The organism is Streptomyces sp. NPDC019443 (assembly GCF_044389785.1).
GTDB lineage: Bacteria > Actinomycetota > Actinomycetes > Streptomycetales > Streptomycetaceae > Streptomyces.
The window spans coordinates 269,807-295,819 of sequence record NZ_JBIRYJ010000001.1 but is presented as its reverse complement, the minus strand read 5'-3'; the positions used below and the strand labels follow the sequence as shown (position 1 = coordinate 295,819).

The 26,013-nt window shown below is 70.0% G+C and carries 23 protein-coding genes; 2 read left to right on the top strand and 21 right to left on the bottom strand.

What is annotated here, in order from left to right:
- Positions 1–13 precede the first annotated feature (13 nt).
- Positions 14–193 carry a hypothetical protein gene (locus tag ACH492_RS01345; RefSeq protein ID WP_398983336.1) on the bottom strand — a complete coding sequence of 60 codons (180 nt, stop codon included), beginning with the start codon at positions 191–193 and terminating at the stop codon, positions 14–16.
- A gap of 229 nt (positions 194–422) precedes the next feature.
- On the opposite strand from ACH492_RS01345, the gene ACH492_RS01340 reads away from it, so the two are divergent.
- Positions 423–1,841, top strand: coding sequence for a DUF2252 domain-containing protein (locus ACH492_RS01340; protein WP_398981553.1), 1,419 nt, complete (start codon positions 423–425; stop codon positions 1,839–1,841).
- 14 nt (positions 1,842–1,855) lie between these two features.
- On the opposite strand, the gene ACH492_RS01335 is transcribed toward ACH492_RS01340, so the two are convergent.
- The 14 genes from ACH492_RS01335 to ACH492_RS01270 all read right to left on the bottom strand — a co-directional run bounded on the left by ACH492_RS01335 (position 1,856) and on the right by ACH492_RS01270 (position 16,413).
- On the bottom strand, positions 1,856–2,911 hold the full coding sequence (locus ACH492_RS01335) for a cytochrome d ubiquinol oxidase subunit II (RefSeq protein ID WP_398981551.1): 1,056 nt from the start codon (positions 2,909–2,911) through the stop codon (positions 1,856–1,858).
- Positions 2,911–4,392 carry a cytochrome ubiquinol oxidase subunit I gene (locus tag ACH492_RS01330; RefSeq protein ID WP_398981549.1) on the bottom strand — a complete coding sequence of 494 codons (1,482 nt, stop codon included), beginning with the start codon at positions 4,390–4,392 and terminating at the stop codon, positions 2,911–2,913. Before ACH492_RS01330 ends, ACH492_RS01335 begins: the two co-directional genes overlap by 1 nt.
- A 35-nt stretch (positions 4,393–4,427) precedes the next feature.
- Entirely contained in the window at positions 4,428–5,222 is a 795-nt protein-coding gene (locus tag ACH492_RS01325; protein WP_398983225.1) for an SDR family oxidoreductase, read from the bottom strand.
- Between the two features lie 226 nt (positions 5,223–5,448).
- Positions 5,449–7,029: a GMC oxidoreductase gene (locus tag ACH492_RS01320; protein ID WP_398981547.1), complete on the bottom strand. Its 1,581-nt coding sequence runs from the start codon at positions 7,027–7,029 to the stop codon at positions 5,449–5,451.
- A gap of 153 nt (positions 7,030–7,182) precedes the next feature.
- Positions 7,183–8,097, bottom strand: a complete 915-nt coding sequence (locus tag ACH492_RS01315; RefSeq protein WP_398983223.1) for a cyclase family protein — start codon at positions 8,095–8,097, stop codon at positions 7,183–7,185.
- A 123-nt stretch (positions 8,098–8,220) separates the two neighbouring features.
- Positions 8,221–9,150 (bottom strand): aldose 1-epimerase family protein, encoded by a 930-nt coding sequence (locus ACH492_RS01310; protein WP_398981545.1) that lies wholly within the window; start codon positions 9,148–9,150, stop codon positions 8,221–8,223.
- A gap of 76 nt (positions 9,151–9,226) precedes the next feature.
- Complete coding sequence (locus tag ACH492_RS01305) at positions 9,227–9,661, bottom strand: hypothetical protein (protein WP_398981543.1); 435 nt, start codon at positions 9,659–9,661, stop codon at positions 9,227–9,229.
- A gap of 128 nt (positions 9,662–9,789) precedes the next feature.
- Positions 9,790–11,172 carry a chloride channel protein gene (locus tag ACH492_RS01300; RefSeq protein WP_398981541.1) on the bottom strand — a complete coding sequence of 461 codons (1,383 nt, stop codon included), beginning with the start codon at positions 11,170–11,172 and terminating at the stop codon, positions 9,790–9,792.
- Positions 11,173–11,220: 48 nt separating this feature from the next.
- Entirely contained in the window at positions 11,221–11,502 is a 282-nt protein-coding gene (locus tag ACH492_RS01295; protein WP_398981539.1) for an SHOCT domain-containing protein, read from the bottom strand.
- 66 nt (positions 11,503–11,568) lie between these two features.
- Complete coding sequence (locus ACH492_RS01290; protein ID WP_398981537.1) at positions 11,569–12,027, bottom strand: DUF6325 family protein; 459 nt, start codon at positions 12,025–12,027, stop codon at positions 11,569–11,571.
- A gap of 129 nt (positions 12,028–12,156) precedes the next feature.
- Positions 12,157–13,446 (bottom strand): ATP-binding protein, encoded by a 1,290-nt coding sequence (locus ACH492_RS01285; RefSeq protein ID WP_398981535.1) that lies wholly within the window; start codon positions 13,444–13,446, stop codon positions 12,157–12,159.
- A gap of 149 nt (positions 13,447–13,595) precedes the next feature.
- Complete coding sequence (locus ACH492_RS01280) at positions 13,596–14,345, bottom strand: fibronectin type III domain-containing protein (RefSeq protein ID WP_398981533.1); 750 nt, start codon at positions 14,343–14,345, stop codon at positions 13,596–13,598.
- 7 nt (positions 14,346–14,352) lie between these two features.
- Positions 14,353–14,955, bottom strand: a complete 603-nt coding sequence (locus ACH492_RS01275) for a hypothetical protein (RefSeq protein WP_398981531.1) — start codon at positions 14,953–14,955, stop codon at positions 14,353–14,355.
- Positions 14,956–15,072: 117 nt separating this feature from the next.
- Positions 15,073–16,413 carry a pyridoxal phosphate-dependent aminotransferase gene (locus ACH492_RS01270; RefSeq protein WP_398981529.1) on the bottom strand — a complete coding sequence of 447 codons (1,341 nt, stop codon included), beginning with the start codon at positions 16,411–16,413 and terminating at the stop codon, positions 15,073–15,075.
- A 77-nt stretch (positions 16,414–16,490) separates the two neighbouring features.
- Here ACH492_RS01270 and ACH492_RS01265 point away from each other — a divergent pair, with 77 nt between their 5' ends.
- Positions 16,491–17,219 (top strand): class I SAM-dependent methyltransferase, encoded by a 729-nt coding sequence (locus ACH492_RS01265; protein WP_398981528.1) that lies wholly within the window; start codon positions 16,491–16,493, stop codon positions 17,217–17,219.
- A 90-nt stretch (positions 17,220–17,309) separates the two neighbouring features.
- Here ACH492_RS01265 and ACH492_RS01260 read toward each other — a convergent pair whose 3' ends face one another.
- The 6 genes from ACH492_RS01260 to ACH492_RS01235 form a co-directional block, all read right to left on the bottom strand.
- On the bottom strand, positions 17,310–18,581 hold the full coding sequence (locus tag ACH492_RS01260; RefSeq protein ID WP_398981526.1) for a glycoside hydrolase family 6 protein: 1,272 nt from the start codon (positions 18,579–18,581) through the stop codon (positions 17,310–17,312).
- Between the two features lie 387 nt (positions 18,582–18,968).
- Positions 18,969–20,105 (bottom strand): XdhC family protein, encoded by a 1,137-nt coding sequence (locus ACH492_RS01255; protein ID WP_398981525.1) that lies wholly within the window; start codon positions 20,103–20,105, stop codon positions 18,969–18,971.
- Positions 20,106–20,141: 36 nt separating this feature from the next.
- Positions 20,142–21,623 carry an NCS2 family permease gene (locus tag ACH492_RS01250; RefSeq protein WP_398981523.1) on the bottom strand — a complete coding sequence of 494 codons (1,482 nt, stop codon included), beginning with the start codon at positions 21,621–21,623 and terminating at the stop codon, positions 20,142–20,144.
- A gap of 282 nt (positions 21,624–21,905) precedes the next feature.
- Complete coding sequence (locus tag ACH492_RS01245) at positions 21,906–24,314, bottom strand: xanthine dehydrogenase family protein molybdopterin-binding subunit (RefSeq protein WP_398981521.1); 2,409 nt, start codon at positions 24,312–24,314, stop codon at positions 21,906–21,908.
- Between the two features lie 2 nt (positions 24,315–24,316).
- Positions 24,317–24,910: a (2Fe-2S)-binding protein gene (locus ACH492_RS01240; RefSeq protein WP_398981519.1), complete on the bottom strand. Its 594-nt coding sequence runs from the start codon at positions 24,908–24,910 to the stop codon at positions 24,317–24,319.
- Positions 24,901–25,788, bottom strand: a complete 888-nt coding sequence (locus ACH492_RS01235) for an FAD binding domain-containing protein (protein ID WP_398981517.1) — start codon at positions 25,786–25,788, stop codon at positions 24,901–24,903. Before ACH492_RS01235 ends, ACH492_RS01240 begins: the two co-directional genes overlap by 10 nt.
- Positions 25,789–26,013: the final 225 nt, after the last annotated feature.

Below are 26,013 nucleotides of genomic sequence, written 5' to 3'. Positions count from 1 at the left end.
AGCCGGACCGGCCTCACGGGCCCGGCGGCGCGGGGCTGAGCAGCCCGACGGTGTCACCGGCGCGCGGCGTGACTGCGTGGGCCTCGGTGACCGGGTCCACCGGCCGTCGGCCCGTACCCCGCTGCTGCTCGAGCCCCGCCCACATCAGCACCTCGAGTCCCGCGGACTTCAGGGACCGCCCCAGGTCGATCACCCAAGGATCCCCGCCGACCAGCAGGGGCCTGGTACGCGCCGATCTGATGACGGGCGCCTTGGGGATTGAACCGGCTTCGGGCGGGCAGCGCGCGACTCCGTCGGGCGGACACCGGTCCGGCCACCTGGTCGGCTCACGCGCCTTCACCCGTTCCGGCAATCACCCGAGATGCGAGACGTACGTGGTCACGGACAATTGGACTGACCCCGCCGGACAGGAAGTGCATGCGATGAGCAAGGGCAGCCGGACCTCCGACGACGTAGCGCACCTGTCGCCCCGGGAACGGGCGGACAGGGGCAGGGCGGCCCGCAAGCAGGTGCCGAGATCGAGCCATGCCGGCTTCTCCCCCGCCGCGGGGCGTCCGGACCCGGTGGACGTGATCGAGGAGCAGTCGGCCACGCGGGTGCCCGAGCTGGTTCCCATCCGCTACGGACGCATGACGGAGTCGCCGTTCCGCTTCTACCGGGGTGCTGCCGCGATCATGGCCGGCGACCTGGCCTCCACTCCCCGCTCGGGAATCACGGCCCAACTGTGCGGAGACGCCCACCTGTTGAACTTCCGGCTGCTCGCCTCCCCCGAACGGCGGCTGATGTTCGACATCAACGACTTCGACGAGACGCTGCCAGGCCCCTGGGAATGGGACGTCAAGCGGCTGGCAGCGAGCCTGGTCATCGCGGGACGGGAGAACGGCTACACCGACGAGGAGCGTGCGACGGTCGTCCGGGCCGCCGTTGGGTCGTACCGCCAGTGGATGCGTCGCTTCGCGGGCATGGGCAACCTCGAAGTGTGGTACACCCGCGCCGACATGGAACAGATCCAGGCCCTGCTGGACCAGAAGCTCGACAAGAGGGGCCGTGGACGTCTGTCGGCGGCCATGACGAAGGCGCGGACCCGGGACAACCTCAAGGCGTACCAGAAGCTCACCCGGATCGTCGGTGGTGAACGCCGGTTCGCCGCCGATCCGCCGTTGGTCGTACCGATCGAGGACATGTTGCCCGGTGCCGAGCGCGACTGGGTCCAAAACGAGATCCGCGTGCTCGTCGACCGGTACGCCCGTACCCTGGCAACCGACCGGAGGCACCTGCTCCGGCAGTACCGCGTGGTCGACATCGCGCGCAAAGTGGTCGGCGTGGGCAGTGTCGGGACCCGCTGCTGGATCCTCCTGCTGCTTGGCAAGGACGACGAGGATCCGCTCATCCTGCAGGCCAAGGAGGCCGACCGGTCTGTGCTCGCCACACACGTCGGCCAGAGCAGGTACGACAACCAGGGAGAGCGCGTGGTCGCGGGGCAGCGCCTGATGCAGGCCGCCGGCGACATCTTCCTGGGCTGGGACCGGGTCGTGGGAATCGACGGCCGCCGACGGGACTTCTACGTCCGCCAGTTGCACGACTGGAAGGGCATCGCAGAGCCCCAGCTCATGGTGCCGAACGGTATGCGGGTGTTCGGCGAGCTCTGCGGCGCGACCCTCGCCCGGGCCCACGCCCGCTCCGGGGACCGGATCGCCATCGCCGCGTACCTGGGAGGCGGCGACGGTTTCGACCGTGCGCTGACGGAGTTCGCGGAGAGTTACGCGGACCAGAACGAGCGCGACCACCGGTCCCTGGTCGACGCCGTGCAGACCGGCCGGGTGGCCGCCGCACCCGCATGACACCCGCCTGATGGTCAGTCGTCGTCGGCCGTGCCACCGAGGCCGGGCGCGCTGCGCTGAAGGTCGGCATCGGTGAGGGATTCCAGCTCGCCGTGGGTGTCCAGCCAGTAGAGCAGGACGACGGCAGGTCCGACGAGCAGCACGGCGACGAGCGTGACGACGCCGAGCCAGCGCAGCGTCGTGGGAGCGCCGGCGGCTTCCGCCACGGTCAGGGACGTGGGGATGAGGTAGGGGCGCTGGGCTGCCCCCCAAGCGATGACGGCCGCCGCGACCACGCCCACGGCCGTGAAGCGGGACCAGGCGCCGGACGCCCGGAGCAGGAGCCAGACCGTGGCGGCGGCGCACACTGCGGCCAGAACGACGAACCCGAGGCCGAGGCCGCCCGTGAGCCCGTTCCACACATAGGGGGCGTCGCCGTGAGTGACGGCTAGCGCCGCCAATCCCAGCACGGTTACGACGGCGAGGCTGCCGAGGGCCCGCAGCCGGAAGTAGCCGACGAGGTCGGGCGCGCCGAAGCGTGCCGCGTCTCTGGCCAGGAACACGGCTCCGAGGAAGGCCGTCGATGCGACGGTGAGCAGCCCGAAGAGGACGGAAGTGGGGTTGGACCAGGCTTCCGCCGAGGCTTCCGTTCCCGGCGCCACCCGGCCGGAGGCGATGCCGCCGACGGCCGCGCCGAGGAAGAAGGGGGTGAGCAGCGAGGCGACGGCGAACACCGCCCCGAAGATGCGCCGACGGGCCAGGCGCCGGGCGGGTTTGCGCAGGGCGAACCCGGCGCCGCGCAGGACCATGCCGATGGCGGCGAGCGCCAGCGGCAGCCACATCGCGGAGAACACGGTCTGGAACAGCGTCGGGAATCCGGTCCACATGATGATGAAGACGAAGATCAGCCAGACGTTGTTGACCTCCCAGACGGGTGCCATGGCGTGGTCGATCAGCCATCTGGGGCGCTTGCCGCGTTCCGCGCCGCCGGCGGTCAGGTCCCAGAACCCGGCCCCGTAGTCGGTGCCGCCGGCGCAGGCATAGGCGGCCACCGCGAGCAGCAGTACGGCGGCGATGAGGTTCGCGGTCATCAGAGCCCGTCCTCGTCCGCTCCGGACCCGGCGCCACGGGAGGCGAGTACGTCGGCGGCGGGCGGCCGGGATCGGGGCCCGTACGGCGTCTCCGCCTCCGGTCCCTCGCCCGGTTCCCCGGCCTCCCGGCGCTCGTCGGCGAGCCTCCAACGGGTACGCATCTTGAGCAGTACGGCGAGCAGTGAGCCGAAGATCAGCACGTACACCACGATCACCACGCCCAGCATGATCCACAGGCTGGTGGACCGGGTCGACGTCACTGCTTCGGCGACCCGCATGTTCTGGTAGACGATCCAGGGCTGGCGGCCCACTTCGGTCGTGATCCAGCCGCACTCGACGGCGACGACCGAGGCGACTCCCGCACAGGCCGCGCTGCGGAAGAACCACGGGGAGGCGGGCAGCCGGCGGTGCCGCAGCCAGACCAGGCCGTACCAGAGGGCGATGAGAACGAGCAGCGAGCCGATCACGACCATGATGTCGAAGGCCCAGTGGGCGATGGTGGCCTGAGTGGCCGTGGGCCGGTGGCTCGCCGGGACGGACGTCAGTCCCGTCACCTTGGTGCCGGGACTGAACCCGGCCAGGATGGAGTCGAGTTGGGGGATCTTGATGCCGCCGGAGATGGTTCCGTCCGGGTGAAGGCGTCCGAACAAGTACTCCGGCACATGGGTGTCGGTCTTCCAGACGATCTCCGTCGCGGCGAACTTCACCGGCTGCTTGTGGAAGACCGACCGTGCGATGGAGTCTCCCAGCATGAGCTGCACCGGGGTGAGCACCGCGGCAACGGTGAAGGGAAGGGTGAAGCCCAGCCGGTGGTAGCGGTCCCTGCGGCCCCGCAGCCAGCCGACCGCGTAGACGCCGGCGACGACGTATCCCGCGGTCACCAGCATCGCCACGACGAAGTGCCAGTACTGCGGTCCGAACATCGGGGTGAAGATCGCCGACCAGATGTCGACGTCGACCGGGTTGCCGTCGGAGTCGAGTGAGAAGCCTTGGGGCGTATTCATCCACGAGTTGGCCGCCAGGATGCCGAACGCCCCGAGCAGTGCGGCTGCGGGAAGCGGCAGGCCGAGCAGGAAATGGGTCCGCGGCTTCAGTCTGCGCCAGCCGTAGAGATAGATGGCGATGAGTACCGCTTCGAGGAAGAAGGCCCACGCCTCGACACCGAATCCGATGCCGAAGACATCACCCCACTTGCCCATCAGGCCCGGCCAGAGCAGGCCGAACTCGAAGGACAGGACGGTGCCGGTGACGACGCCGACCGCGAACTGCACTGCCATGACGGCCGACCAGCGTCTGGCGAGGAGCAGGGCGACGGGGTCGTTGCGGCGCAGGCCGCGATAGTGCATCACCAGGGTGAGGAGCGGCAGCGCCACCCCAAACGGCACCAGGATGATGTGGGAGGCCAGGGTGAATGCCATGAGCTGCCTGGCCGGCAGCAGTTGGGCCGGGGCGTCCGCCAGCAGGTGGACCGTGGTATGCATACGTGCCTTTGCTGCTCGCGACGTGCAGGAGAGGGTCAGCCGCCGGTGGCGAATCCGGGGAAGAGAGTCATCCCGCCGTCCACGTAGAGGGTGGTCCCCACCACGTAGTCCATGAGGTCGGACGCGAGGCCTACGACGGCATGGGCGATGTCCTGGGGTTCGCCGATGCGCTTGTAGGGGATGAGCCGCAGCAGATCCTCCTGGGCCTGAGGTGTCTCCCAGGCGCCGCGGTTGATCGGCGTCTTGATGGCTCCCGGGGCGACCGCGTTCACCCGGATCTTCTGCGGCGCGAGTTCCTGCGCCAGTGTCTCCATCATCATCTGTACGCCGCCCTTGGAGGAGGCGTAGTTCACATGCCCCGCCCACGGGATGAGCTGGTGGACCGAGCTCATGCAGATGATCTTCCCTGCCGCGCTCGACACCTCCGGGACGACCCCGCGCCGCAGGAACTCCTTCGTCGCCTCCCGGGCGCACAGGAACTGACCCGTCAGGTTGACGTCCAGCACCTTCTGCCACTGGGCGAGGGTCATCTCGGTGAACGGGGCGTCGCGCTGCAGACCGGCGTTGGCGACAAGGATGTCGATGGTCCCGAACTCCTGGACCATCCGGTCCACCATGCCGACGACCTCGTCCTCCCTGGACACATCCGCCTCGTACGCCGCCGCACGCACACCGAACGAGGTGATCTCCTTTACCACTTGCTCGGCGGCCTCACGGTCGGCCACGTAGTTCACGACCACGTCGGCGCCGGCCCGGCCGAGACCGATGGCCGTCGCCTTGCCGATACCGGAGTTGGCACCGGTCACCAGAGCCTTCTGCCCCTTCAGCAGATGCGTCGGGATCACGCCCTGGGGTGCGCCCGCGGTGGAATTCACGATTGCCTACCTCCTCGGTGCGCCGGTCGAGCCCGGCTCGTCACAGAATCACCGGCGGACGGGGACGGCACCTGCGGCGAAGCAGACATTGGGCCGCACGGCGGAGCATCTTCGCCCGGTCGGACCATCGACCGGACCGCCGTCAGCTCAGCCGGTCAGGTCAGCCGGTCAGGTCAGCCGGTCAGGTCAGCCGGTCAAGGATGTGGTCGCCCACCCGCAAGGCGTTGGCCATGGCCGTCAGCGACGGGTTGACCGCGCCGATGCACGGGAAGAAGCTCGTGTCGACCACATAGAGGTTGTCGAGGTCGTGGGCCTTGCAGTTGACGTCCAGGGCAGAGCTGTTCGGGTCGTCGCCGAACCGGACGGTGCCGGCCTGGTGCGCGGTGGCGGCGATGGGCATGCCCTTGTGCAGATAGATGCTGTGCGAGAGCAGCTGGTGTTCGTGCATGCCCAAGTGGCCGAGCATTCCCTGCAGTTTGTGCTGCAGGCGCTTGAGCCCGGCGACATTGTTCTTCTCGTCGAGGGACAGATGGATCCTGCCGTCCGCGTCCAGGGTGACGCGACTGTCCGGGAGAGGAAGATCCTCACTGCACAGCCAGAAGTCGACAGCGTGATGGGCCAGCACCTCGAACGGCAGGTCCGGGGTCACTGCTCCGGCCCAGCGCGGGGCCTCGCCGTGGATCTGCTCGGCGTCCGACTTGCCGAGCATCTGAATGCCGCCCAGCGGGTAGTCCCAGTCGTCCGCTCCCAGGTACCAGTCGTGGAGCGCGAGGGTCTTCTGGAACTGAGTGTCGTTGGGTTCCTTCGACAGTGCCATCAACGCCAGGTTGTTGTGCCGCATGTAATGTCGGCCGACCACGTCGGAGCTGTTGGCAAGTCCTCGGGGGTGCCGGTCGTTGGACGATGCCAGCAGCAGGGCCGCGGAGTTGACCGCCCCGCACGCGGCGACCACGATGTCCGCCCCGAACCGGGCCTCGGAGCCGTCCGCGAGCCGGGTGACGACCGTGCTGACGCTGAGCCCGGACGGGTCGGTCTCCAGCCTGACCACCCGGGCGTTGGTGATCATCTCTACGTTGGGGTGCTCCAGTGCGGGCTCGACGCAGATCACCTGAGCGTCGGACTTGCCACGCACCAGGCACGGGAAGCCGTCCACCCGGTTGCAGCGGATACAAACGCTGGAATGGGTCGCCCGGCCGTTTCCGTCCTGGCTCAGATTGACACCGATGGGCAGGTGGAAGGGGCGCAGTCCGCGCTTCTCGAGGTCGTCGCTGAGCTGTTGGATGCGCGGCTCGTGTTCGACGGGCGGGTGGGCGTACTGCGCGCTCGCCGGTCCTTCGCCGGGGTCCTCGCCGTGCCGCCCGTGCACCAGGTAGAGGTGTTCGGCCTGGGTGTAGTACGGCTCCAGGTCCTCGTAGCGGATCGGCCATGCGGGCGAGATGCCGTCGTGGTGGCGGAGTTCGCCGAAGTCCTCGGGGCGCAGCCGGAAGAGGGCGGCGCCGTAGAACTTGGTGTTGCCGCCGACGTAGTAGTTGACCTCGGGCGGGAACTCGTTTCCGTGCTTGTCGAGCCAGAACTCCGGGGCCCGGTACTTGCCCTTGACGAACACGGCGGTGGAGTCCCAGTTGTCCCGCTCGCGCGGGAGGAAGTCACCGCGCTCGAGGATGAGCACGCGTTTCCCGGAGGGGGCGAGCCGGTGGGCGAGCGTTCCGCCGCCGGCACCGGTACCGATGATGATGATGTCGTAGTCAGGGGCATCGCCCACGGCGACCACCGTCCTTGCGCTCGCGGCCCTGCGCTCCCCGCCGGGACCTGTCACTGCGCGCTGCGGAAAAATACCCGTCCCACCCATTCGAACCTATCCGCCCTTTCGGTTCACGGCGACCGGACCGGTGCTGCCGCGGCCGTCGGGCCGCGGTCACAGGACGGCGATCGGATTCACCGGGGAGCCGGTGGCGGCGGGCAGCCGCAGCGGGGCGACCACGCACAGGAAGCTCCAGCGGTCCGCAGCTGCGCACGCAGGAGCCAGCTCCTCGAACTGCAGATAGTCCATCAGGTGCAGCCCCATGGCGTGTATGGCCAGCACATGCACGGGAAAGGCGATGTCCGCAACCGCACTTGGGGCGGTGTCGTTGTTGCCGTCCGAGCCGAGCACCGCGACCTTCCGCTCGGCCAGGAACCGCACCGCAGTCGGATGAAGTCCGGCCCTGGCCTGCGCCGCGTTCCAGGCCCCGAGTTCCCGGCGCCGGCGGCGGTGACCCACCCGGACGAGCAGCAGGTCTCCCTGGCCGGCCCGGACGCCCTGGGCGGCCTCGGCGGCGGTCAGGTCGGCGGCCGTCACCTGATCGCCGGGCTCCAGCCACGGCACGCCGCGCAGTCGTGGGATGTCCAGGAGCACCCCGCGGCCGACGATGCCGTCCCGAACGATGTCCAGGGAGAGTGAACCTGCGCCGTCCGGTGTCACACTGCTCGCGGGGATCCCGTTGTAGAGCTCACCGTCGAACAGCACGTGGCAGAGCGCGTCGAGATGGCTGTCGGCGTCCCCGTGCACATTCATCGCGAACCGGTCGAGGGCGAAGTGCAGCCCGCCCGCGCCGATGTCACCGGCTGCGGGTCCGGTCATCCGGTGGTCCGCGGGTTCAGGGTTGTCCGGTCCGGGCCGCGTCTCGATGGGCGCGGCGAGGGACACCGTACGGCCGGACCGGACCTCGGCGGCGGCTGCCACCACGCGCTCGGGCGTCAGGTGGCCGAGCGCCCCGCGCCGGTCGTCCGGACTGCGCCGGGCCTCGTCGCGAAGGTGCTCGTAAAGCGCCCGGAAGGCGTCCGTGGTCATGGCCTGCGGGGCCGGTGGTTCCGTGCGCGTGGCCATGAGGATGCTGCCTCCCGCCGACGAGTTGTGCATACGGCCGTCTCATTGTCGATCGGCCGGTCCGGGGCCGCGACAGCGGCGCCGGCCTCAGCCGCTGGTCCCCCACGGGCCGAGCCCCCACCGGAGCACATGGCTGCCGCCCGGCTCGAGGGCGGCGAGATCCGTACCGCTGCGGAAGGCGTCCGCCGGGCAGGACATGGCCTCCACGGCGACACCGCGCCGCCGCCGCTCGGGCTCGGGCAGCGTGTCACCGGTGTACACCTGCACGTATCCGGTGCCTTCGCCGAGCCAGAGATCGATGCCATGGAGGCCCGAGGGGTGAGCCAGCCGCACCACGGCCCGGCCGGAGCCGTCACGGTCGAGTCCGGCGAAGGCGGTGTCCAGCTGCTGGTCGCCGATGGGGCGGGCGGTGCGGAAGTCGTACGGAGTGCCCTCGACCGGTTCGTGACCGGTCGGCAGGCCCTGCTCGTCGGTGCACAGCCGGTGGCGGGCGGGCACGGTCAGCAGTGCCGTGTCCACCGCACCGGTGCCCACGGTCAAGTAGGGGTGCTGGCCCACACCGTAGGGTGCCGCGATGTCCCCCACGTTGGTCGCGGTGACGGCAACCTCGAGCCCCTCCGGCCCCAGCCGATAGTCGGCGAATACCTCCAGTTGGAAGGGATAGCCCGGCTGCGGGAAGAGCGTGGTGCCCACCCTGACTCCGTGGTCGCTGCGGGCGAGCAGCTGCCACGGGGTCCAGCGCAGCAGGCCGTGGATCGCATTGTGCTTCTCCGGCTCGGTCAGTGGGAGTTGCAGGTCCTGGCCGTTGAAGTGGTAGCGCCCGCCGCCCACCCGGTTGGGCCAGGGGACGAGCAGCTGCCCTCGGCCGCCGGTGATCCGCGCGTCGGCGGTGAACCCGTCCAGCAGCTGTCGGCCGTCCACCTCGTAGTGGCGCAGGGCGCCGCCCAGTTGGACCACGACGGCCTTCTGCCCGCCGTGACGCAGCTGCCACTGTTCTCCTGTCGCGCGCGGGGACATGAGCGGCTCCTCGGGCGGTGCGGGCGGCCGCCGCGCCCGCGGTTGGCGGGAGTTGGGGCCGCTGGAGTCCCGCGCGTCACCTCTCCGAAGGACTCGGAGCCGCGCACAGCGCCCAGATGACGAAGCCGTCGATGGCGATCAGCACCATCGCCCAGAACGGCGCGTAGGGCAGCCACAGGAAGTTCGCGATCATGGCAAGACCTACCAGCACCACACCGACGACCCTCGCCCACGTGGCGCCCTGGAACAGGGCGAATCCGGCGAGGACGATCACGATGCCGAGGATCAGATGGATCCAGCCCCATCCGGTGAGGTCGAACCGGTAGACGTAGTCGTCGGTGGCGACGAACACGTCGTCGTTGGCGATGGCGGCGATGCCCGCGAAGAGCGTCATGAAGCCGCCGAAAACCATCAGGACGGCTGCGAAGACCAGCCACCCGCTGCCGAGGCCGCTCTTCTCCGAACTGCGCGCCGCAGCGCCCGTGTGGGTTCCGCTCACATGACTCGTCATGGTGCGCTCCTTCGTGTCGTACGACCGGCCGGTCGGGCTCCCGTTCGGCCGATCGGGTTACCTCCAACATCGGTCCAAGTGATCCGTTTCGCGACTCGGGGCTGTTCCGCAGCGGCGCGACGCCGCTCTCAGGACCGGTCGGCCGCGTGGGTGGGCACAGATCCGGCAGGCTTGCCCACCGGCGGAACAGCCCGTCCGGGAGGAAGCAGCTCGGCGGTCACGAACGCCACGATGGCCGCCAGGATCACCACGGGGCTCATGGCGGCGCTGCCGAGCATCAGGACGACGAGCACCATGCTGCTGATCGGCAGCCGCAGGGCACTGGCCGCCGCGGCCGCCATGCCCGCAGCCAGTCCCGGTACGACACCCAGACCCGGAAGGGGCGCGAGCAGCACGCCCACCGCGCCGCCCAGGAACAGCGCGGGAAAGATGGGCCCGCCTCGCAGGCTGCCCAGACAGAGCGCGTAGGCCGCGCCCTTGCAGAGCAGTACGGCGATCAGGGCGCCGACCCCCCAGGCGTGCGGATCGGCGGCGAGCCCGGTCAGCGTGGCCTGACCGGACGAGGCCACGTCCGCGGGCGACCTGTCGGTGACGAGTGCGTACACGGCGGCGCAGGCGCCGGCAGCCAGTGCGCAGACGGCCGTGTGGGCGACGGGACGCGTCGGGACGAACGCGGCGACCCGCCGGCCTCCGACCAGCACCAGATGCACGGCGGCACCGATCGCGACCGCCATCAGCACCGACCAGACCACGTCTCCGGTGTCGAGATGCGGAAACGGTGCCCTCAGCTTCAGGGACAGACCGCCGGTCGAGAGGCCGGTCCAGTTGCCGAAGCCCGTGAACACGAGCGAACCCACCCCGCTGGACAGCAGCGCCGGCAGCATGACCGCGAACAGCTGTGGACCGCCGACCCCCGCCACCTCCATGAGCAGCACCCCGGCGACCAGCGGGTTCCCGAAGATGGCCGCGAGAGCCGACGCGGCCCCGGCCGCGCCCACGAGCGCCGCGGTCCCCGGGGTGGCCGGTGCGTGGGCGAGGTCCTTGAAGAGGAGCGCCAGGCCACCGCCGAAGGCGATCAGCGGGGCTTCCGGGCCCAGGGTCGCGCCCAGCGGGAGGCTGGCCACAGCCGCGAGGATCACCCCCGGCAGGGCCCTGGCCGTGGCACCCCCCGGTTGCAGTCCCGCCGCGGGGATGTGACCGCCGGCGCCGGGCAGATGTGTGACCACCAGGCCAACGACGATGCCGGCGACCAGCAGCAGGGGCAGCGGCCACCACCACGGCGGAGTGTCCCAGTCCAGGGCCTGCGGCAGATCGGCCCACATCAGATGCTCCAGCTCGTGGAGCGCGACGAGGAACCAGAACGCGGCGAACGACACCGGAATACCGATGAGGGCGCAGAACACGAGCGTTTTCAGATAGCCCGGGCTTCGCAGCATGACGCGCAGCCGGTCCGCCTCCTCCGGCTGCGTTCCGCCGCCGGACGTGGCCGGCCGCGGACTCGGCTCCGTCATGGGGTCATCCCTTCCCAGTCCCCCATGTCCGGTGTCAGCTGTCCGGTGTCAGCCGAGGATCTGGCGCTTCTGTGCCGCGAATTCCTCTTCGGTCAGCGCCCCTTGGGCTTTCAGGTCGGTCAGTTGCTTGAGCTGATCGATCTTGTTACTCATGTCGTCGCCGGGGGTGGCCGGAGGCGGTGCGGTCTGGGCGGCGGGGGCCGCGGCCTGCTGCGCGTCGTCCTGCTGTGCCCATCGGCCCGCCTGTCGCCGCGATACGCGATTGGACACCGCGGTGGCGGTTCCGGCAACAACGGCGGTGCGGGCGACGCCACGAAGAAGTCCGGGCATGTTCACTCATCTCCCACGGTGCGTGCGGGGCGGGCCGTCGCGCGGACGGTCCGCGGGTCGTTGCTCTCAGCCGGCGACCGGTCTGTCGGGGGCCGTCGCCTCGGCCGCGTCCAGCGAGGCCAGCAGGGCCTGGACGGGAATTCGGCCGCCCGCCACCAGCTGCGCACCACTGCGCCGCATGGCCCGGGCGAAAGGTGCCGCCCAGAGGTTCTCGTACACCAGGATTCCCGCGGAGTTGCCCGGCTCCAGCGCGGCCCCGGCCTCGTCGATGTCGTCCTGGCCCAGCAGCCCGGACGAGGCGCCCTCGAAGACGGTCAGGTCGACCTCGTCCCCGAGGTCCCTCAGTTCCAATGCGGCTACCGAGCCGTCGCTGTCCTTGCGGACGAAGAGGAGGTCGAGGATGCGGATGATGCCGCGATCGACCAGATCGACGAGCAGGGGGAAGCCCTCGCCCGTCATGCGATTGCCGGGGAACTCGACAACCATGTAGTCGACGGGTCCCATCGCTTCGAAGTCGTCGCTCATCGCCACTCCTCACGAGCGGGTAGGGGTCCGGGCCTCGCGCGGCGCTCGCCACGGCAGACCGCGGTGGTCAGCCCTCCAGGTCATTGCAGCACCCCGCGGAGGGCTTCGCACTTCCACTTCCCACGTGCGTCAGAACCGGGCGTGGGCGGTGATGTCCGCGCCGAACTCCTCGATCATCGCGGGCGTCACCGTCGGCCTGCACTGGGCGATCGCCGAGAGACAGTCCTCTGTGCTCGCGCCGAGCGCCCTTTGGTCGCCCTTGCCGCTGCCGAGCGTCTCCAGGTCGCGCTCGAACGCCGTCTGGGCGGCGATCCGGGCCGCGTGCTCGATGTCGGCGGGGGTGAACAGATCGGTGGCCGCCACCAGGACCGTCACATCCACGTCGGGCCGGCCGTCCGTGTACCGGGACCAGATCGCCGCTCGGGCCGCCGTGTCCGGCGTGCCGATCGGGATCAGATAGTCGAATCTGCCGGGGCGCAGAAACGCCGGGTCCAGCGAGCAGATGGAGTTGGTGGCGCACACCAGCAGGCGCTCGTCCCGCTCCCGGAAGCCCGGTATGAGCTTGAGCAGTTCATTGGTCACCCCGTGCATTCCGCCCGGCTGTGCGGGCTCGGTGCGGACCGGGGCGATCTCCTCGACCTCGTCGATGAAGACCAGGACCCGTTCGAGCTCGGCGATCCGGGCGAACGCGCTGCGCAGGGCGGCCGCCAGGTTTCCCTCGTCGGCAAGGCGGGACGGGAGCAGTTCGACGAACGGCCAGCCGAGCTTGGAGGCGATGCCCCGGGCGAACGTGGTCTTCCCCGTACCGGGCGGGCCGAACAGGGCGATGGCCCGCGGCGGCCTGACACCGTGGCGGGCGGCTCGCTCAGGTTCCGCGAGCGGCAGTACGACGCGCCGTTCGATGAGGTCCTTCTGCGCCTCCATGCCGGCGATCTTGGCCCACAGGTCGTTCGGCAGGAACCGGCCGCCGAGATCCTCCAGCAGACTGGCCACGGGGCCGTGGAGCGGCTCGACCTTCTCGAAGTAGGCCACGGCAGGCTGCCGCGTGTAGCCCGCATTGAGCAGACCCTCGCCCAGCAGTTCTTCCTCGGGCAGTACGTAGGCGATACGGCCCACCCGGGCGGCGACGAGCCGTCGCTCCAGCTCCACCAGAAGGGCGCTCGCCAGTCCCCGGCCGCGCCAGGCCGAGGAGATGGCGATACGCATCACCCAGGCGCGCTCACCGGCCACGGAGGCGAGGGCCGTGCCGATGGGGACGCCCCGGTGGACGGCGACCACGGCGGGCTGCCGCGAGGTGAGCGCGCCGATGCATTCCGCGAGTGAGAAGACCGATTCCTGTCCGAGTTCGGCCGTGGTGTCGATCAGGTGGACCACCGCCGCGAGATCGCTCTCGCGGTAGTCGTGGATGAGCCAGTTCACCGGTACCGCCCCTCGTTGGGTGCTGTTCCGGTGAGGCTAGGGGCGGCTGCGCGGCGGGTCCTGCTCCACTGTGCACAACGCCCAGCCTGGAAGCCCGACGTTACGTAGGTAGCCAGGACCGGCCAGGATCTGGCGGCCGGTGCGCGAAGTCAGGCCTCGGGGCCCGTCGTACGGTGGACGACGTTCGACTGCTCGCCGTAGTAGTAGGCCCGGACGCGGACGGTCGACTTCTTCTCGTCGGGCAGGGTGATCAGGCCGATGGATTCGATGTCGGGTCCCGCGACCGCGGCGACGCGGAAGTCGGGGTCGCCGGCGGGCCGCAGTTCGATGAGGTAGCCCTCCTCGCCGCGGGCGCGGTCCTGCCAGGTGAGCCTGATGCCGTTCGCATGCATGACCGTGACCTTCAGCCCCGCGGGAGCCGCGGCCTTCGTTCTCACCGAGTGGGACGGGCCGCTGTCGCCCACCGACGTCCGTGGCTCCGCCCATTCGTGGTCGTTCCGCTGGTCCCGCTGGCTGAAGTCGCCCGCGGGCAGCGTGACGTTCACCGCTGCGGAGGTGGGCCCGTAGAAGGGCCGCAGCCGGTAGTAGAAGGGGGTCTTCGGCATCAGATCGGGGTGCGTGAACGCCGCCCGGCCGGGCGGCAGGAACTGCAGGATGGTGTACGGGCCGCCGGGTTCGGTGGCGAACTCGACGGTGCGGCCTGCGGCTCCTGGATCGCGGCCGTTCCAGCGCAGGGTGATGTCGGTCGGCGAGTCGAGCGTCGCGGTCAGTGTCATCCGCGGCCTCTCGGCGGTGGGGCTTTCGGCGGGCGCGTCCGCGCAGCCGGCCACGGCGGCCGACGTGACGGCAATGACGGCTGCGGCGGCCGGCGCGCGGTACGCGCCCCCAACTGCTTTCATCCCGGCCCTACTTGCGCCAGAACTTGATGCCGCTCCACACCACGGTGGCGGGACCCTGACCACTGCTCGTCCGGTACGCCCCGAACTTGTCGTAGAAGCTGCCGCCCGGGCTGTCGTACGTGTGCTTCAGCGACCCGTTGATGTAGGTGCGGTGGCTGCTGCCCACTTGGTGAACGGTGTTGACCCGTACGCTCGTGCCGACCGTCGCCCCATTGGCCACGGTGGAGCCGCCGTGCACCGCGTAGAGCCTGCCGCCGCGTTCCACGGCCAGCATGAAGTAAGGCCCCGCGGACGGCGCGTCCCTGAACGTCTGCTTGAGGCTGATCCGGGTGCCACCCAGGCTGGTGATCTTGAAGTAGCCCTCGAACTGGCGGGTGCCGCCGGTGTACGTGGCATACCGCCGCTCGGCGCGCTGATCGCCGCTGCCGGTCGAGCAGGTGAGCTTGAAGGTGAGGTTGTCGACCTGGCCACAGCCTCTCTCCTGGACGTTGAACGAGGGCGACTGCGAGGTCCAGCCGCCCGGCTCGACTTCGGCGGAGGCGCTCGGGGCCACCAGCAGGACTCCGCAGATTCCTGCTAAGCCGGCGAGCATGGGGCGTTTACCGGTCATCTTCCACTCCCTCGACGCAGACTGTTCAGATATATGAATGCTGGGCCGGTAGCTGAACAGCTCAGCGCATAGCAACGTAAGGGCATGGCGTGTATTCGTCAATACAGTGCTCCGGCTCTATGCCTGGGCGATCAGGCGGTCCACGGCCGCCGTGCCCGTGGAACGGACCGGCCCGAGGCCCCGCGCGTCGACCGGCTGCTGGGCGAGCGCCAGCATCGGCATCGGCCCCGGCTGCTGCACCGCCGGCTGTGCCTGCGGCAGCGGCTGCGGCTTCGACTGGGGCGCCTGCGCCAGCATCGGCGCCAGCGGCTCCGGAAGCGGCTCGGGCACCTGGGTGCGCTGCCCGTACAGCACCTGCTCCATCGCCGACATCAGCCGCATCACATCCTGCTGCGGGCGCACCACCAGCCGCAGGAACCGGCTCGAACTGCCGATCTTGTTGCTGCACTCGCGCACCAGCACCCCGTGCTCGGCGAGCAGCCGGTCCCGCAGGACCGTCCCGTCCACGCCCTCCGGCAGGCGTACGTAGAGGAAGTTGCCCTGCGAGGGGTAGACGGTCAGCCCCGGCAGCTGGGAGAGCCGCCAGGTCATCTCCTGCCGGTCGCGGCGGGCCTGCTGAAGGCTCTCGGCGTACTCCTGGCGGTGCTCCTTCAGCATGAACACCACGGTCTCCGCGAAGGAGTTGAGGTTCCACTTCGGCAGTGCGGCCCGCACCTTGCCGGCCAGACTGGGATTCGACACGAGATAGCCGAAGCGCACTCCGTGCAGCCCGAAGTTCTTGCCCAGGCTGCGCAGCACGATCACATTCGTCCGCAGGACGGCCTCCGCGGCGACGCTCGGCTCCTGTTCGGCGTCCGAGAATTCGAGGAAGGACTCGTCGACGACGATCAGGTCCAGGTCCTGGAGCGAGTCGAGCAGAGCGATGACCTGCTGCTTGGGCAGGAAGCCGCCGTCGGGGTTGTTGGGGTTGCAGATGACCGCGGCGCGGGAGCCACGGGTCCGGACGAACTGTACGAAGGACGTCGGATCGAGGCGGAAGCCGTGCGCCTCGGGCAGCAGGAGCATGTCGACGCGCTTGCCGGTCTCCATCGGCTGGTCGGTCCACCGGCCGAAGGTGGGGACGGGCACGGCCAGCGACTCGTGCACCAGCAAGTGGTCGATCCAGGTGATCAGTTCGGTGGAGCCGTTGCCCATGGCGACGGTCTGCGGGTTGAGCCCGAGCACCTGGCACAGCTCGGCGGTGATGGTGTCGGCGCCGCTCGGGTAGTAGGTGAGGATCTCGCGCAGCCCGCGGCCGAGCTGGTCGAACATCGCGGGGGTGGGGAAGTACGGATTGCAGGGGATACAGAAGTCGGTGATCTCACCGGCGGGGCCACCGCCTGCCCGGTTCAGCGTGAAGTACGACGGGCTGTGCGCGGTGGACGCGCGGAAGAGTGCGGTGACATTGCTGCCGGCCATTGACCCTGCCTCCCCTGCATGGAACGGCCCGTACGGATGCGCATGGACCCTCCACGTATACGGAGGAAGATGGGGTGATGTTCACTCCTTCGGGCCCCACCTTCCGCGAGCTCGCCGTGCAGGCGCTCTCGTCCACCGAGCACGGCTACGACCTGCTCGCGCCGAAGTTCGACGAGACGCCCTTCCGGACGTCGGAGCGCCTGCTGGACGAGGTGGTTCACGCGGTCCGGCCGCTCGGCCCCTTCTCGTCGGGACTCGACGTCTGCTGCGGCACCGGCGCCGGAGTGGGTGTCCTGTCGAAGCTGTGCGAGGACCAAGTCACCGGTGTCGACTTCAGCGCGGGCATGCTCGCCGAGGCCAGGAGGTCGGCGGAGACCCGGCCGGGCGGACCGGCGGTGAACTGGGTACGGGCCGACGCCCGCGCTCTCCCCTTCGAGCGGGCCTTCGACCTGGCCGTGAGCTTCGGGGCGTTCGGCCACTTCCTGCCCCGGGAGCGGCCGCTGCTGTTCGCCGAGGTCCACAAGGCCCTGCGGCCGGGCGGCCGGTTCGTCTTTCCCGTTCCCGCGCCGCCCCGGATCGGCTCGCGGCTCTACTGGACGCTGTGGGGTTTCGATGTGGCGATGCGCGTACGGAATCTGCTGTGGCGGCCGAGCTTCGTCATGTACTACCGCACCTTCCGGCTCCCGGATGTGCTGGCCGATCTGAGGCGGGCGGGGTTCTCGGTGGAGCTGCTGCCGATGCAGGATCTGGGCCGGTTGCCGGACGGCAGACCGCGCTGCCGGCTGGTGGTCGCACGCCGCGCGTGAGGCGCGGGGTGCCCTGCCGGACGCAGGCCGGATCCCGAACCGACTGATCTTGGACAGACGGCAGTTCGAGATCCGGCAGCATCTCACGCGTCAGGGCGTGGCGATTGGCGGTTGTGCCAGCCGGGCGAGCTCCAGGGCCTGGTCACGGAACCACTCGCCCGCCTTGGGGTCGACGGTGCCGCGCTCGGGGTCCTCGGGACCCGCCGTACCGCGCAGGCACAGGCCGTCCGACTCCCCCGGGGTCTTGATCCACAACCGCGCGTCGTGCAGCGGGTCGCCGGTGCTCAGGGTGGGACGGGCGCCGAGGCCGCGACCGGGCGGGTTGCACCAGTCCTGCGCGTCGGTGTACTTGCCGACGGGCGGGGTCCAGGGGCCGAGGCCGTTGCGACTGCTGTCGGTGACGAAGTGCTTCATCCCGGCGGGGTCGGCGGGGGCGTTGTCCTTCATCCAGGCCAGGGCAGTGGGGCGGGGCCAGTACTGGGAGGGGCAGTGCGCCGGATCGCCGCCGGCCGCGGCGTGGGCGAGACAGGCGGAGATGAGCTTGCCGTACCAGGCGTTGGCGTCGTCGGTCTGGTAGTTGGAGGCGTTGGTGTAGAAGCCGGTGGCGCGGGCGCCGCCGCCCTTGACGAGGCGGGGCACGATGGTGTTGACGGAGTGCCAGGCGGGGTGTCCCGTGTCGAGGTAGACCTTGGTGCGGGCGAGGGGTTCGAGCGTGTCGACCGCGTAGTCGACTTCGGCGTAGCGGGCGGCGGTCCTGGTACCGGCGGCGTCGTCCTGCCCGCAGTCGGCGGGCAGGAGGGCGAGCGCGTCCGGTTCGAGGACGATGAGCGCGTGGCGCCCGCCGATGCCGCGGGCGATGGCGTCGATCCAGGCCTTGTACTCGGCGGTGGTGGAGGCGCCGCCGCCGGAGTAGCTGGAGCAGTCGCGGCCGGGGATGTTGTACAGCGCGAGGACGGGCACGGCGAGGTTGTCCGCGGCGTCACGGACGACGGTGCGGACGTCGCGCTCGATGTCGGAGGGGGTTTCGTCGCCGTACCAGACGGCGTGCGGCGTACGAACCATGGCGAGGATCTTGGCCTCGTCGGCGGGCCGGCCCTCGCGGCCGAGGTCGAAGGCGTGGCGGAGGGCATCGGGGTTGGCGGCGGGGGTGTAGAGCCGGGTGAGTTGGGGGTCAGGCTCGGGCGCGGTACGGGCGGGCTCGGGCGCGGTACGGGCGGCGGCGGGCTCGGGGGCGGTGCGGGCGGCTGCGGGTTCGGGGGCGGTGCGGGCGGCTGCGGGCTCGGCCGAGGGGCCGGAGAGCAGGGCGGCGGCGAGGGCGAGAGGTAAGGGCACAAGGCGGAAGGGCGATGGGATGCGTCTCACGGGTTCACTCCTGGGCAGCGGTTGGGCCGAGGCTGTCGTACGCCGAGGTGGGCGGCGGGGGTTGTGCGGGTCGCGCGTGTCTGGACTGTCACCCCGGTGGGTACGTGTGTGCGATGAGGGGCCATTCTTTCCCCTGCCCCGTCCCTTGCCGAACCCGGGGGCTGCACCCCCGGCCCCGGCAGGGGACAGCCGGTGTTCAGGGGGCTTACGCCCCAACACCCCCGGGGAGCACGGGCTTCGCGGCGCAGCTCGCGCGGGCGAAGCCGTGCACCGCCGGGCCCCTCGCCGGCGACGCGAGCCGGCCCAGGGCAGAGGAACGGGGCGCCGGCGCCCCACCCGCTCCCGCGCCGCCCGGCGGTGTCGTCACAACCAAGGCCCCCGGGGGCGTCAGGCGACCGACCCGATTCGCCCCGTCAGTTCCTGCTCGGCGTCGTGGTGGATCGGGGTGTGCGCTCCCGTCAGGGAGACCCCGCTGCCGCCGCGGCGGTTCGCCACGATCTCCGCCGCGATCGAGAGCGCAGTCTCCTCCGGAGTGCGCGCCCCCAGGTCCAGGCCGATCGGGCTGCGCAGACGGGCCAGTTCGAGTTCTGTGACGCCGACCTCGCGCAGGCGGGTGTTGCGGTCCTCGTGGGTGCGGCGGGAGCCCATCGCGCCGACGTAGGCGACGGGAAGCTTGAGCGCCAGTTCGAGGAGGGGGACGTCGAACTTGGCGTCATGGGTGAGCACGCAGAGGACCGTACGGCTGTCCACCTCCGCCGACTCCAGGTAGCGGTGCGGCCAGTCGACGACGATCTCGTCCGTCTCCGGGAAGCGGGTCCTCGTCGCGAAGACGGGGCGGGCGTCGCAGACCGTGACGTGGTAGCCGAGGAACTTGCCGACCCGTACCAGCGCGGAGGCGAAGTCGATCGCACCGAAGACGATCATCCGGGGAGCGGGGACCGCGGACTCCACGAGGAGGGTCAGCGGCTGCCCGCACCGGCTGCCGTCCTCGCCGATGACCCGAGTGCCCGTGCGGCCCGCCTCGAGCATCGCGCCCGCCTCTGCCGCCGCCGTACGGTCCAGTTCCGGGTGGCCGCCCAGCGATCCCTCGTACGAACCGTCGGGGCGGACCAGCATTGCGCGGCCCATCAGATCGGACGGGCCGTCCGTGATTCTGGCGAGGGCCGCCGCCTCCCCCCTGGCGGCGGCGGCCAGCGCGCCGGGGAAGATCCCGCCGCGTACCGGCGTGACGAGGATGTCGATGATGCCGCCGCACGTCAGGCCGACGGCGAACGCATCCTCGTCGCTGTAGCCGAAGCGCTCGAGGACGCTCCCGCCGTCCTCGAGCGCCTGTCGGCACAGCTCGTACACCGCGCCTTCCACACACCCTCCGGAGACCGACCCGATCGCCGTGCCCTCGCTGTCCACGGCGAGGGCCGCCCCCGGCTGCCGGGGCGCGCTGCCGCCGACGGCCACCACAGTGGCGACAGCGAACTCGCGTCCCTGCTCGACCCACCGGTTCAGCTCTTCGGCGATGTCCAGCATGTCGGTCTCCTCAAGGGTGTGGGTGGGCAGCGGGACTTACTTGACTCCCAGCCAGCCCTCGATCGGGTGAAGGGCGAAGTACGCCAGGAAGACGACGGACAGCACCCACATCAGCCAGCCGACGTCACGCGCCTTGCCCTGTACGGCCTTGATCAGGACGTGCGCGAGGACGCCCGCCGCGATACCCGCCGTGATCGAGTACGTGAAGGGCATCAGCACGGTGGTCAGGAAGACCGGGATCGAGGTCGCCTGGTCGTTCCAGTCGATGTGCTTGGCATTCGTCAGCATCATCGATCCGATGACGACGAGCGCGGCGGCGGCCACCTGCGTCGGGATGACTTGGGCCAGCGGGGTGAAGAACAGGCAGAGCGTGAAGGCGAGGCCGGTGACGACGCTGGCGAAGCCGGTGCGCGCACCATCGCCGACGCCCGCGGTGGACTCGACGAACACCGTCTGGCCGGAGGCGCCGGCGAGGCCGCCCATCGCGCCGCCCGCGCCGTCGATGGCCAGGGCCTTGTTGAGTCCGGGCATCTTGCCCTTGTCGTCGGCGAGGCCCGCCTGCTGGCCGATGCCGATGATGGTGCCCATGGCGTCGAAGAAGCCGGCCAGTACGAGGGTGAAGACGATGACGCCGACGGTGATGCCGCCGACGCTGCCGATGCCGTCGAACGAGACGCTGCCGAAGAGGCCGAAGTCCGGCGTGCTGACGATGGAGCCGGTGATCTCGGGGGCGTTCAGTCCGCCCCAGGCCTTCCTGTCGAGCCCGGCGAACTGGTGGACCACGGCGGCGAACAGCGTGCCGCCGACGATCCCGATGAGGATCGCGCCGGGCACCTTGCGGACCTGCAGCAGGAAGATCAGCAGGACAGTGACGGCGAAGCAGAGCACCGGCCAGCCGGTGAGCATGTCACTCGTACCGAGCTGGATCGGCTTGGCTCCCGCGATGCCGCCCTCTCCGGGCATGGAGGTGACGAAGCCGGCCTGGACCAGGCCGATGAGGCAGACGAAGAGACCGATCCCCATGGTGATCGCGTGCTTCAGTGCCAGCGGGATGGCGTTCATGATCAGTTCGCGCAGGCCGGTGACGACGAGCAGGACGATCACAAGACCGTAGATGACGCACATGCCCATCGCGTTTTCCCAGGTCATCTCCGGAGCGACCTGGAAAGCCATGACGGCGGAGACGCTGAGTCCCGCGGCGAGGGCCAGCGGCACATTGCCGAGGAGGCCCATCACGATGGTGGTTGTGGCGGCGGCGAAGACAGTCGCGGTGGTCAGCTGATCACCGTCGAGCTTGTGGCCGGCAGCATCAGGCACCGACAGGATCACCGGGTTGAGAAGGATGATGTACGCCATCGCCATGAAGGTGGTGATGCCGCCACGCACCTCCCGACCGATGGTCGACCCTCGCTGGGTTATGTGGAAATACCGGTCGAGCCAAGACCGGCCGGCGGGCTGACGCGAACCCGCGCCGGCGTCCTCCGCCGTGGTCTTGGTCTCAAGGGACTGCTGGGTCATGGTGCCTACTCCCAAGGTTCACAGGGGCACCCGCGTGAGCGTTGTAGCTGCGGGATTTGGGATGGTGCGTTGGCTGCACGACCCGGGGGACGGCCCGAGACGAACTGGTTTTGCCTGGTGTTACAGGTACTGCTGGGGTTGCTTGGTACTGCTGGTGTTGCTGGGATACGCAAGGACCGCGAGCGGTGCGGTACTTGAGTTCTCCGGGCGGTGCGGACGCGCGGAATTGTGACGTTCCTTGGAGGCACGGCGCACCGCCCGGAGAGTTTGTGGGGACGGTGATCAGGTGCCGGTGAGGTGCTCGGGGCGCACCGGCGTCCTGTTCAGCTCCAGACCCGTCGCGTTCCTGATCGCCGCGAGGACGGCCGGAGTCGAGGAGAGGGTCGGGGCCTCGCCGACGCCGCGCAGTCCGTACGGCGCGTGGTCATCGGCGAGCTCGAGTACGTCGACGGGGATGGTCGGCGTGTCGAGGATGGTGGGGATCAGATAGTCCGTGAAGGAGGGGTTGCGCACCTTCGCGGTCTTCGGGTCGACGATGATCTCCTCCATGACCGCGACGCCCAGCCCCTGGGTGGTGCCACCCTGGATCTGGCCGACGACGGACAGCGGGTTGAGCGCCTTGCCGACGTCCTGGGCGCAGGCCAGCTCCACGACCTTGACCAGGCCGAGCTCGGTGTCCACCTCCACCACCGCGCGGTGTGCGGCGAAGGAGTACTGGACGTGACCGTTGCCCTGGCCGGTGACCAGGTCGAAGGCCTCGGTGGGACGGTGGCGCCACTCGAGCTCCAGGTCGACCGCCTCACCCTCGAGGACGTCCACCAGGTCGGCGAGTACCTCGCCGCCGTCGGTGACGACCTTGCCTCCTTCGAGCAGCAGCTCGGCGGTGGCCCATGCCGGGTGGTACGAGCCGAACTTCCGGCGGCCCATCTCCAGGACCTTCTCGCGGACGTTCTCGCAGGTGTGCTTGACCGCGCCGCCCGTGACGTACGTCTGGCGGGAGGCCGATGTCGAACCTGCGGAGCCGACCTGGGTGTCGGCCGGCTGGATCGTCACCTGCGTGACGCCGAGCTCGGTGCGGGCGATCTGCGCGTGGACGGTGACACCGCCCTGGCCGACCTCCGCCATCGCGGTGTGCACGGTCACGACCGGCTCGCCGCCCACGACCTCCATGCGCACCCGCGCGGTGGAGTAGTCGTCGAAGCCCTCGGAGAAGCCGACGTTCTTGATGCCCACCGCGTAGCCGATGCCACGGACGACGCCCTCGCCGTGCGTGGTGTTGGACAGCCCGCCCGGCAGGGCGCGTACGTCCGCCTCCTCACCGGCCGCGAGCCACTGCTGCTCGGGCGGCAGCGGCCTGGCCTTGATACGGCGCAGCAGCTCGGCGACGGGAGCCGGCGAGTCGACCGGCTGCCCGGTCGGCATGATCGTGCCCTGCTCCATGGCGTTGAGCCGACGGAACTCGACCGGGTCGATGCCCAGCTTGGCCGCGAGCTTGTCCATCTGCGCCTCGTACGCGAAGCACGCCTGGACCGCGCCGAAGCCGCGCATGGCGCCGCAGGGCGGGTTGTTGGAGTAGAGCGCGAGCGCCTCGATGTCGACGTCGTCGAGGACATACGGGCCGACGCTCAGGGACGCGGCGTTGCCGACGACCGCCGGGGAGGCCGACGCGTATGCGCCGCCGTCCAGGACGATCCTGCACTTCATGTGCGTGAGCTTGCCGTCCTTGGTGGCGCCGTGCTCGTAGTAGAGCTTCGCCGGGTGCCGGTGCACATGTCCGAAGAAGGACTCGAACCGGTTGTAGACGATCTTGACCGGCTTGCCGGTACGGAGTGCGAGCAGGCAGGCGTGGATCTGCATCGACAGGTCCTCGCGGCCGCCGAACGCGCCGCCGACCCCGGAGAGCGTCATCCGCACCTTCTCCTCGGGCAGGCCGAGGACGGGAGCGATCTGGCGGAGGTCGGAGTGCAGCCACTGGGTGGCGACGTACAGCTCGACACCGCCGTCCTCGGAGGGGACCGCGAGGCCGGACTCCGGGCCGAGGAAGGCCTGGTCCTGCATGCCGAAGGTGTACTCGCCCTTGACGATCACGTCGGCGCGCTTGGCGGCCTCGTCGGCATTGCCGCGGACGATCGGCTGGCGGTGCACGATGTTCGGGTGCGGGACATGGCCGATGTGGTGGTCGGTGCGGCCCTCGTGGACCAGCACCGCATCGGGCGCGGTCGCCGATGCCTCGTCGGTGATGAGGGGGAGCTCGACGTACTCGATCTTGATCTTGGCGGCGGCGCGGCGCGCGGTCTCCGGGTGGTCGGCTGCGACCAGGGCGACCGGCTCGCCGTGGTGGCGGACCTTGCCGTGGGCGAGCACCGGGGTGTCCTGGATCTCCAGGCCGTAGTTCTTCACCTCGGCGGGGAGGTCGTCGTAGGTCAGCACGGCGTAGACGCCGGACGTCGCGAGCGCCTCGGAGACGTCGATCGACTTGATCTCGGCGTGCGCGACGGTGGAGCGGAGCGTGTGGCCCCACAACATGTCCTCGTGCCACATGTCCGAGGAGTACGCGAACTCACCGGTGACCTTGAGCGTGCCGTCGGGCCGCAGCGTCGACTCGCCGATGCCGCCCTTGGTCTGTGAGCCCTGAGAGATGTTGGTGGGAGTGCCGGCCGGAGCGGTGGCGACTCTGGTGTTCCGTGCCATCGTCAGACCGCCTCTTCCTGGCGGGCAGCCGCGAGGCGGACCGCGTCGAGGATCTTCTCGTAACCGGTGCAGCGGCAGAGGTTGCCGGAGAGCGCCTCGCGGATGTCCGCGTCGGACGGCTCGGCGTTGCGCTCGAGCAGCTCGTCGGCGGCGACCAGCAGGCCGGGGGTGCAGAAACCGCACTGGACGGCACCGGCGTCGATGAACGCCTGCTGGATCGGGGAGAGTGTCGACGGGTCGCTGCCGCCCTCGCCGGTCTGGGAGTCCCGGGGCCTGGACTCCCACTGCTGGGCGTCCTGGAGGGAAGTACCGCAGGCACCGGTGGCGCAGCCGTGCTCGGCGCGCTGCTTGGCGAAGTCCGCCAGGCCCTCTACGGTGACGACCTCGCGGCCCTCGACCTGACCCGCGGCGACGAGGCAGGAGCAGACCGGCACGCCGTCGAGGCGGACCGTGCAAGAACCGCACTCGCCCTGCTCACACGCGTTCTTGGAGCCGGGCAGGCCCATGCGCTCGCGCAGTACGTAGAGAAGGCTCTCGCCCTCCCACACATCGTCGGCTTCCTGCTGACGACCGTTGACCGTGAAGTTCACGCGCACTGTGCGCTCCTCTCGTTGCCTCGAAAGGCCTCCCAGGTCCAGCCCAGGGTCCGGCGGGCCATGACGCCGACCGCGTGGCGGCGGTAGCTCGCGGTGCCGCGCACATCGTCGATCGGGCTGCAGCCGCCGGATGCGAGCTCCGCGAACTGCTTGGCGACCGACGGGGTGATGATCTTCTTGCTGTCCCAGAAGCCGCCCTCTTCGAGCGCGGCATTCAGGAACTCCTCGGCCGCCTTCGCCCGGACCGGAGTCGGGGCGGCGGAGCCGATGCCAGTACGCACCGTGCGGGTCTCGGGGTGCAGGGCGAGGCCGAAGGCGCAGACCGCGATGACCATCGCGTTGCGGGTGCCGACCTTGGAGAACTGCTGCGGCCCGTCGGCCTTCTTGATGTGGACGGCGCGGATCAGCTCGTCCGCGGCGAGCGCGTTGCGCTTCACACCGGTGTAGAACTCGTCGATCGGGATGAGGCGGCTGCCGCGCACCGACTCGACCTCGACCTCGGCGCCGGCGGCGAGCAGCGCCGGGTGGGCGTCGCCGGCCGGGGACGCGGTACCGAGGTTGCCGCCGACGCCGCCGCGGTTGCGGATCTGCGGGGAGGCCACGGTGTGCGACGCCAGTGCCAGACCGGGCAGCTCGGCCCGGAGGTGCTCCATGATCTGGGTGTACGGCACGGAGGCGCCCAGGCGAACGCTCTCCTCGCCGACCTCCCACTCGCACAGCTCACCGATGCGGTTCAGGTCCATGAGGTACTCGGGCCGGCGGTGGTCGAAGTTGATCTCGACCATCACATCGGTGCCACCAGCAATGGGTACAGCGGTGGGGTGCTCGGCCTTGGCGGCGAGCGCCTCCTCCCAGCTGGCGGGGCGAAGGAAGTCCATGAGTGGCTCTCTTCTTCTTCATCGGGGGTCGTTCGTCGCAAGCGGGCCCGGACGGTTGACCCTCGACTGGTTATTCATGTGCTGTTAACGCGGTGTGGCCCCAGTACACAAGCCGTGCCCCGCTCGGTGCAGTCACCGAAACCATGAAGGAGTTGGCTGGTCGCCCGTCTCGTCTTGTAGATTCGAACGAAAGGCGAGGCTCAGTAACCTCACTGTTTCCCCATG

Excerpts from the sequence above, each read along its gene's own strand:
- ACH492_RS01280 (WP_398981533.1), bottom strand. The coding sequence starts at position 14,345 with ATGAAAGCAGTTGGGGGCGCGTACCGCGCGCCGGCCGCCGCAGCCGTC.
- ACH492_RS01255 (WP_398981525.1), bottom strand. The coding sequence starts at position 20,105 with ATGCTGGACATCGCCGAAGAGCTGAACCGGTGGGTCGAGCAGGGACGC.
- ACH492_RS01245 (WP_398981521.1), bottom strand. The coding sequence starts at position 24,314 with ATGGCACGGAACACCAGAGTCGCCACCGCTCCGGCCGGCACTCCCACC.
- ACH492_RS01340 (WP_398981553.1), top strand. The coding sequence starts at position 423 with ATGAGCAAGGGCAGCCGGACCTCCGACGACGTAGCGCACCTGTCGCCC.
- ACH492_RS01295 (WP_398981539.1), bottom strand. The coding sequence starts at position 11,502 with ATGCCCGGACTTCTTCGTGGCGTCGCCCGCACCGCCGTTGTTGCCGGA.
- ACH492_RS01300 (WP_398981541.1), bottom strand. The coding sequence starts at position 11,172 with ATGACGGAGCCGAGTCCGCGGCCGGCCACGTCCGGCGGCGGAACGCAG.
- ACH492_RS01310 (WP_398981545.1), bottom strand. The coding sequence starts at position 9,150 with ATGTCCCCGCGCGCGACAGGAGAACAGTGGCAGCTGCGTCACGGCGGG.
- ACH492_RS01265 (WP_398981528.1), top strand. The coding sequence starts at position 16,491 with ATGTTCACTCCTTCGGGCCCCACCTTCCGCGAGCTCGCCGTGCAGGCG.
- ACH492_RS01315 (WP_398983223.1), bottom strand. The coding sequence starts at position 8,097 with ATGACCACGGACGCCTTCCGGGCGCTTTACGAGCACCTTCGCGACGAG.
- ACH492_RS01270 (WP_398981529.1), bottom strand. The coding sequence starts at position 16,413 with ATGGCCGGCAGCAATGTCACCGCACTCTTCCGCGCGTCCACCGCGCAC.
- ACH492_RS01330 (WP_398981549.1), bottom strand. The coding sequence starts at position 4,392 with ATGCATACCACGGTCCACCTGCTGGCGGACGCCCCGGCCCAACTGCTG.
- ACH492_RS01305 (WP_398981543.1), bottom strand. The coding sequence starts at position 9,661 with ATGACGAGTCATGTGAGCGGAACCCACACGGGCGCTGCGGCGCGCAGT.
- ACH492_RS01290 (WP_398981537.1), bottom strand. The coding sequence starts at position 12,027 with ATGAGCGACGACTTCGAAGCGATGGGACCCGTCGACTACATGGTTGTC.
- ACH492_RS01250 (WP_398981523.1), bottom strand. The coding sequence starts at position 21,623 with ATGACCCAGCAGTCCCTTGAGACCAAGACCACGGCGGAGGACGCCGGC.
- ACH492_RS01335 (WP_398981551.1), bottom strand. The coding sequence starts at position 2,911 with ATGACCGCGAACCTCATCGCCGCCGTACTGCTGCTCGCGGTGGCCGCC.
- ACH492_RS01235 (WP_398981517.1), bottom strand. The coding sequence starts at position 25,788 with ATGGACTTCCTTCGCCCCGCCAGCTGGGAGGAGGCGCTCGCCGCCAAG.
- ACH492_RS01275 (WP_398981531.1), bottom strand. The coding sequence starts at position 14,955 with ATGACCGGTAAACGCCCCATGCTCGCCGGCTTAGCAGGAATCTGCGGA.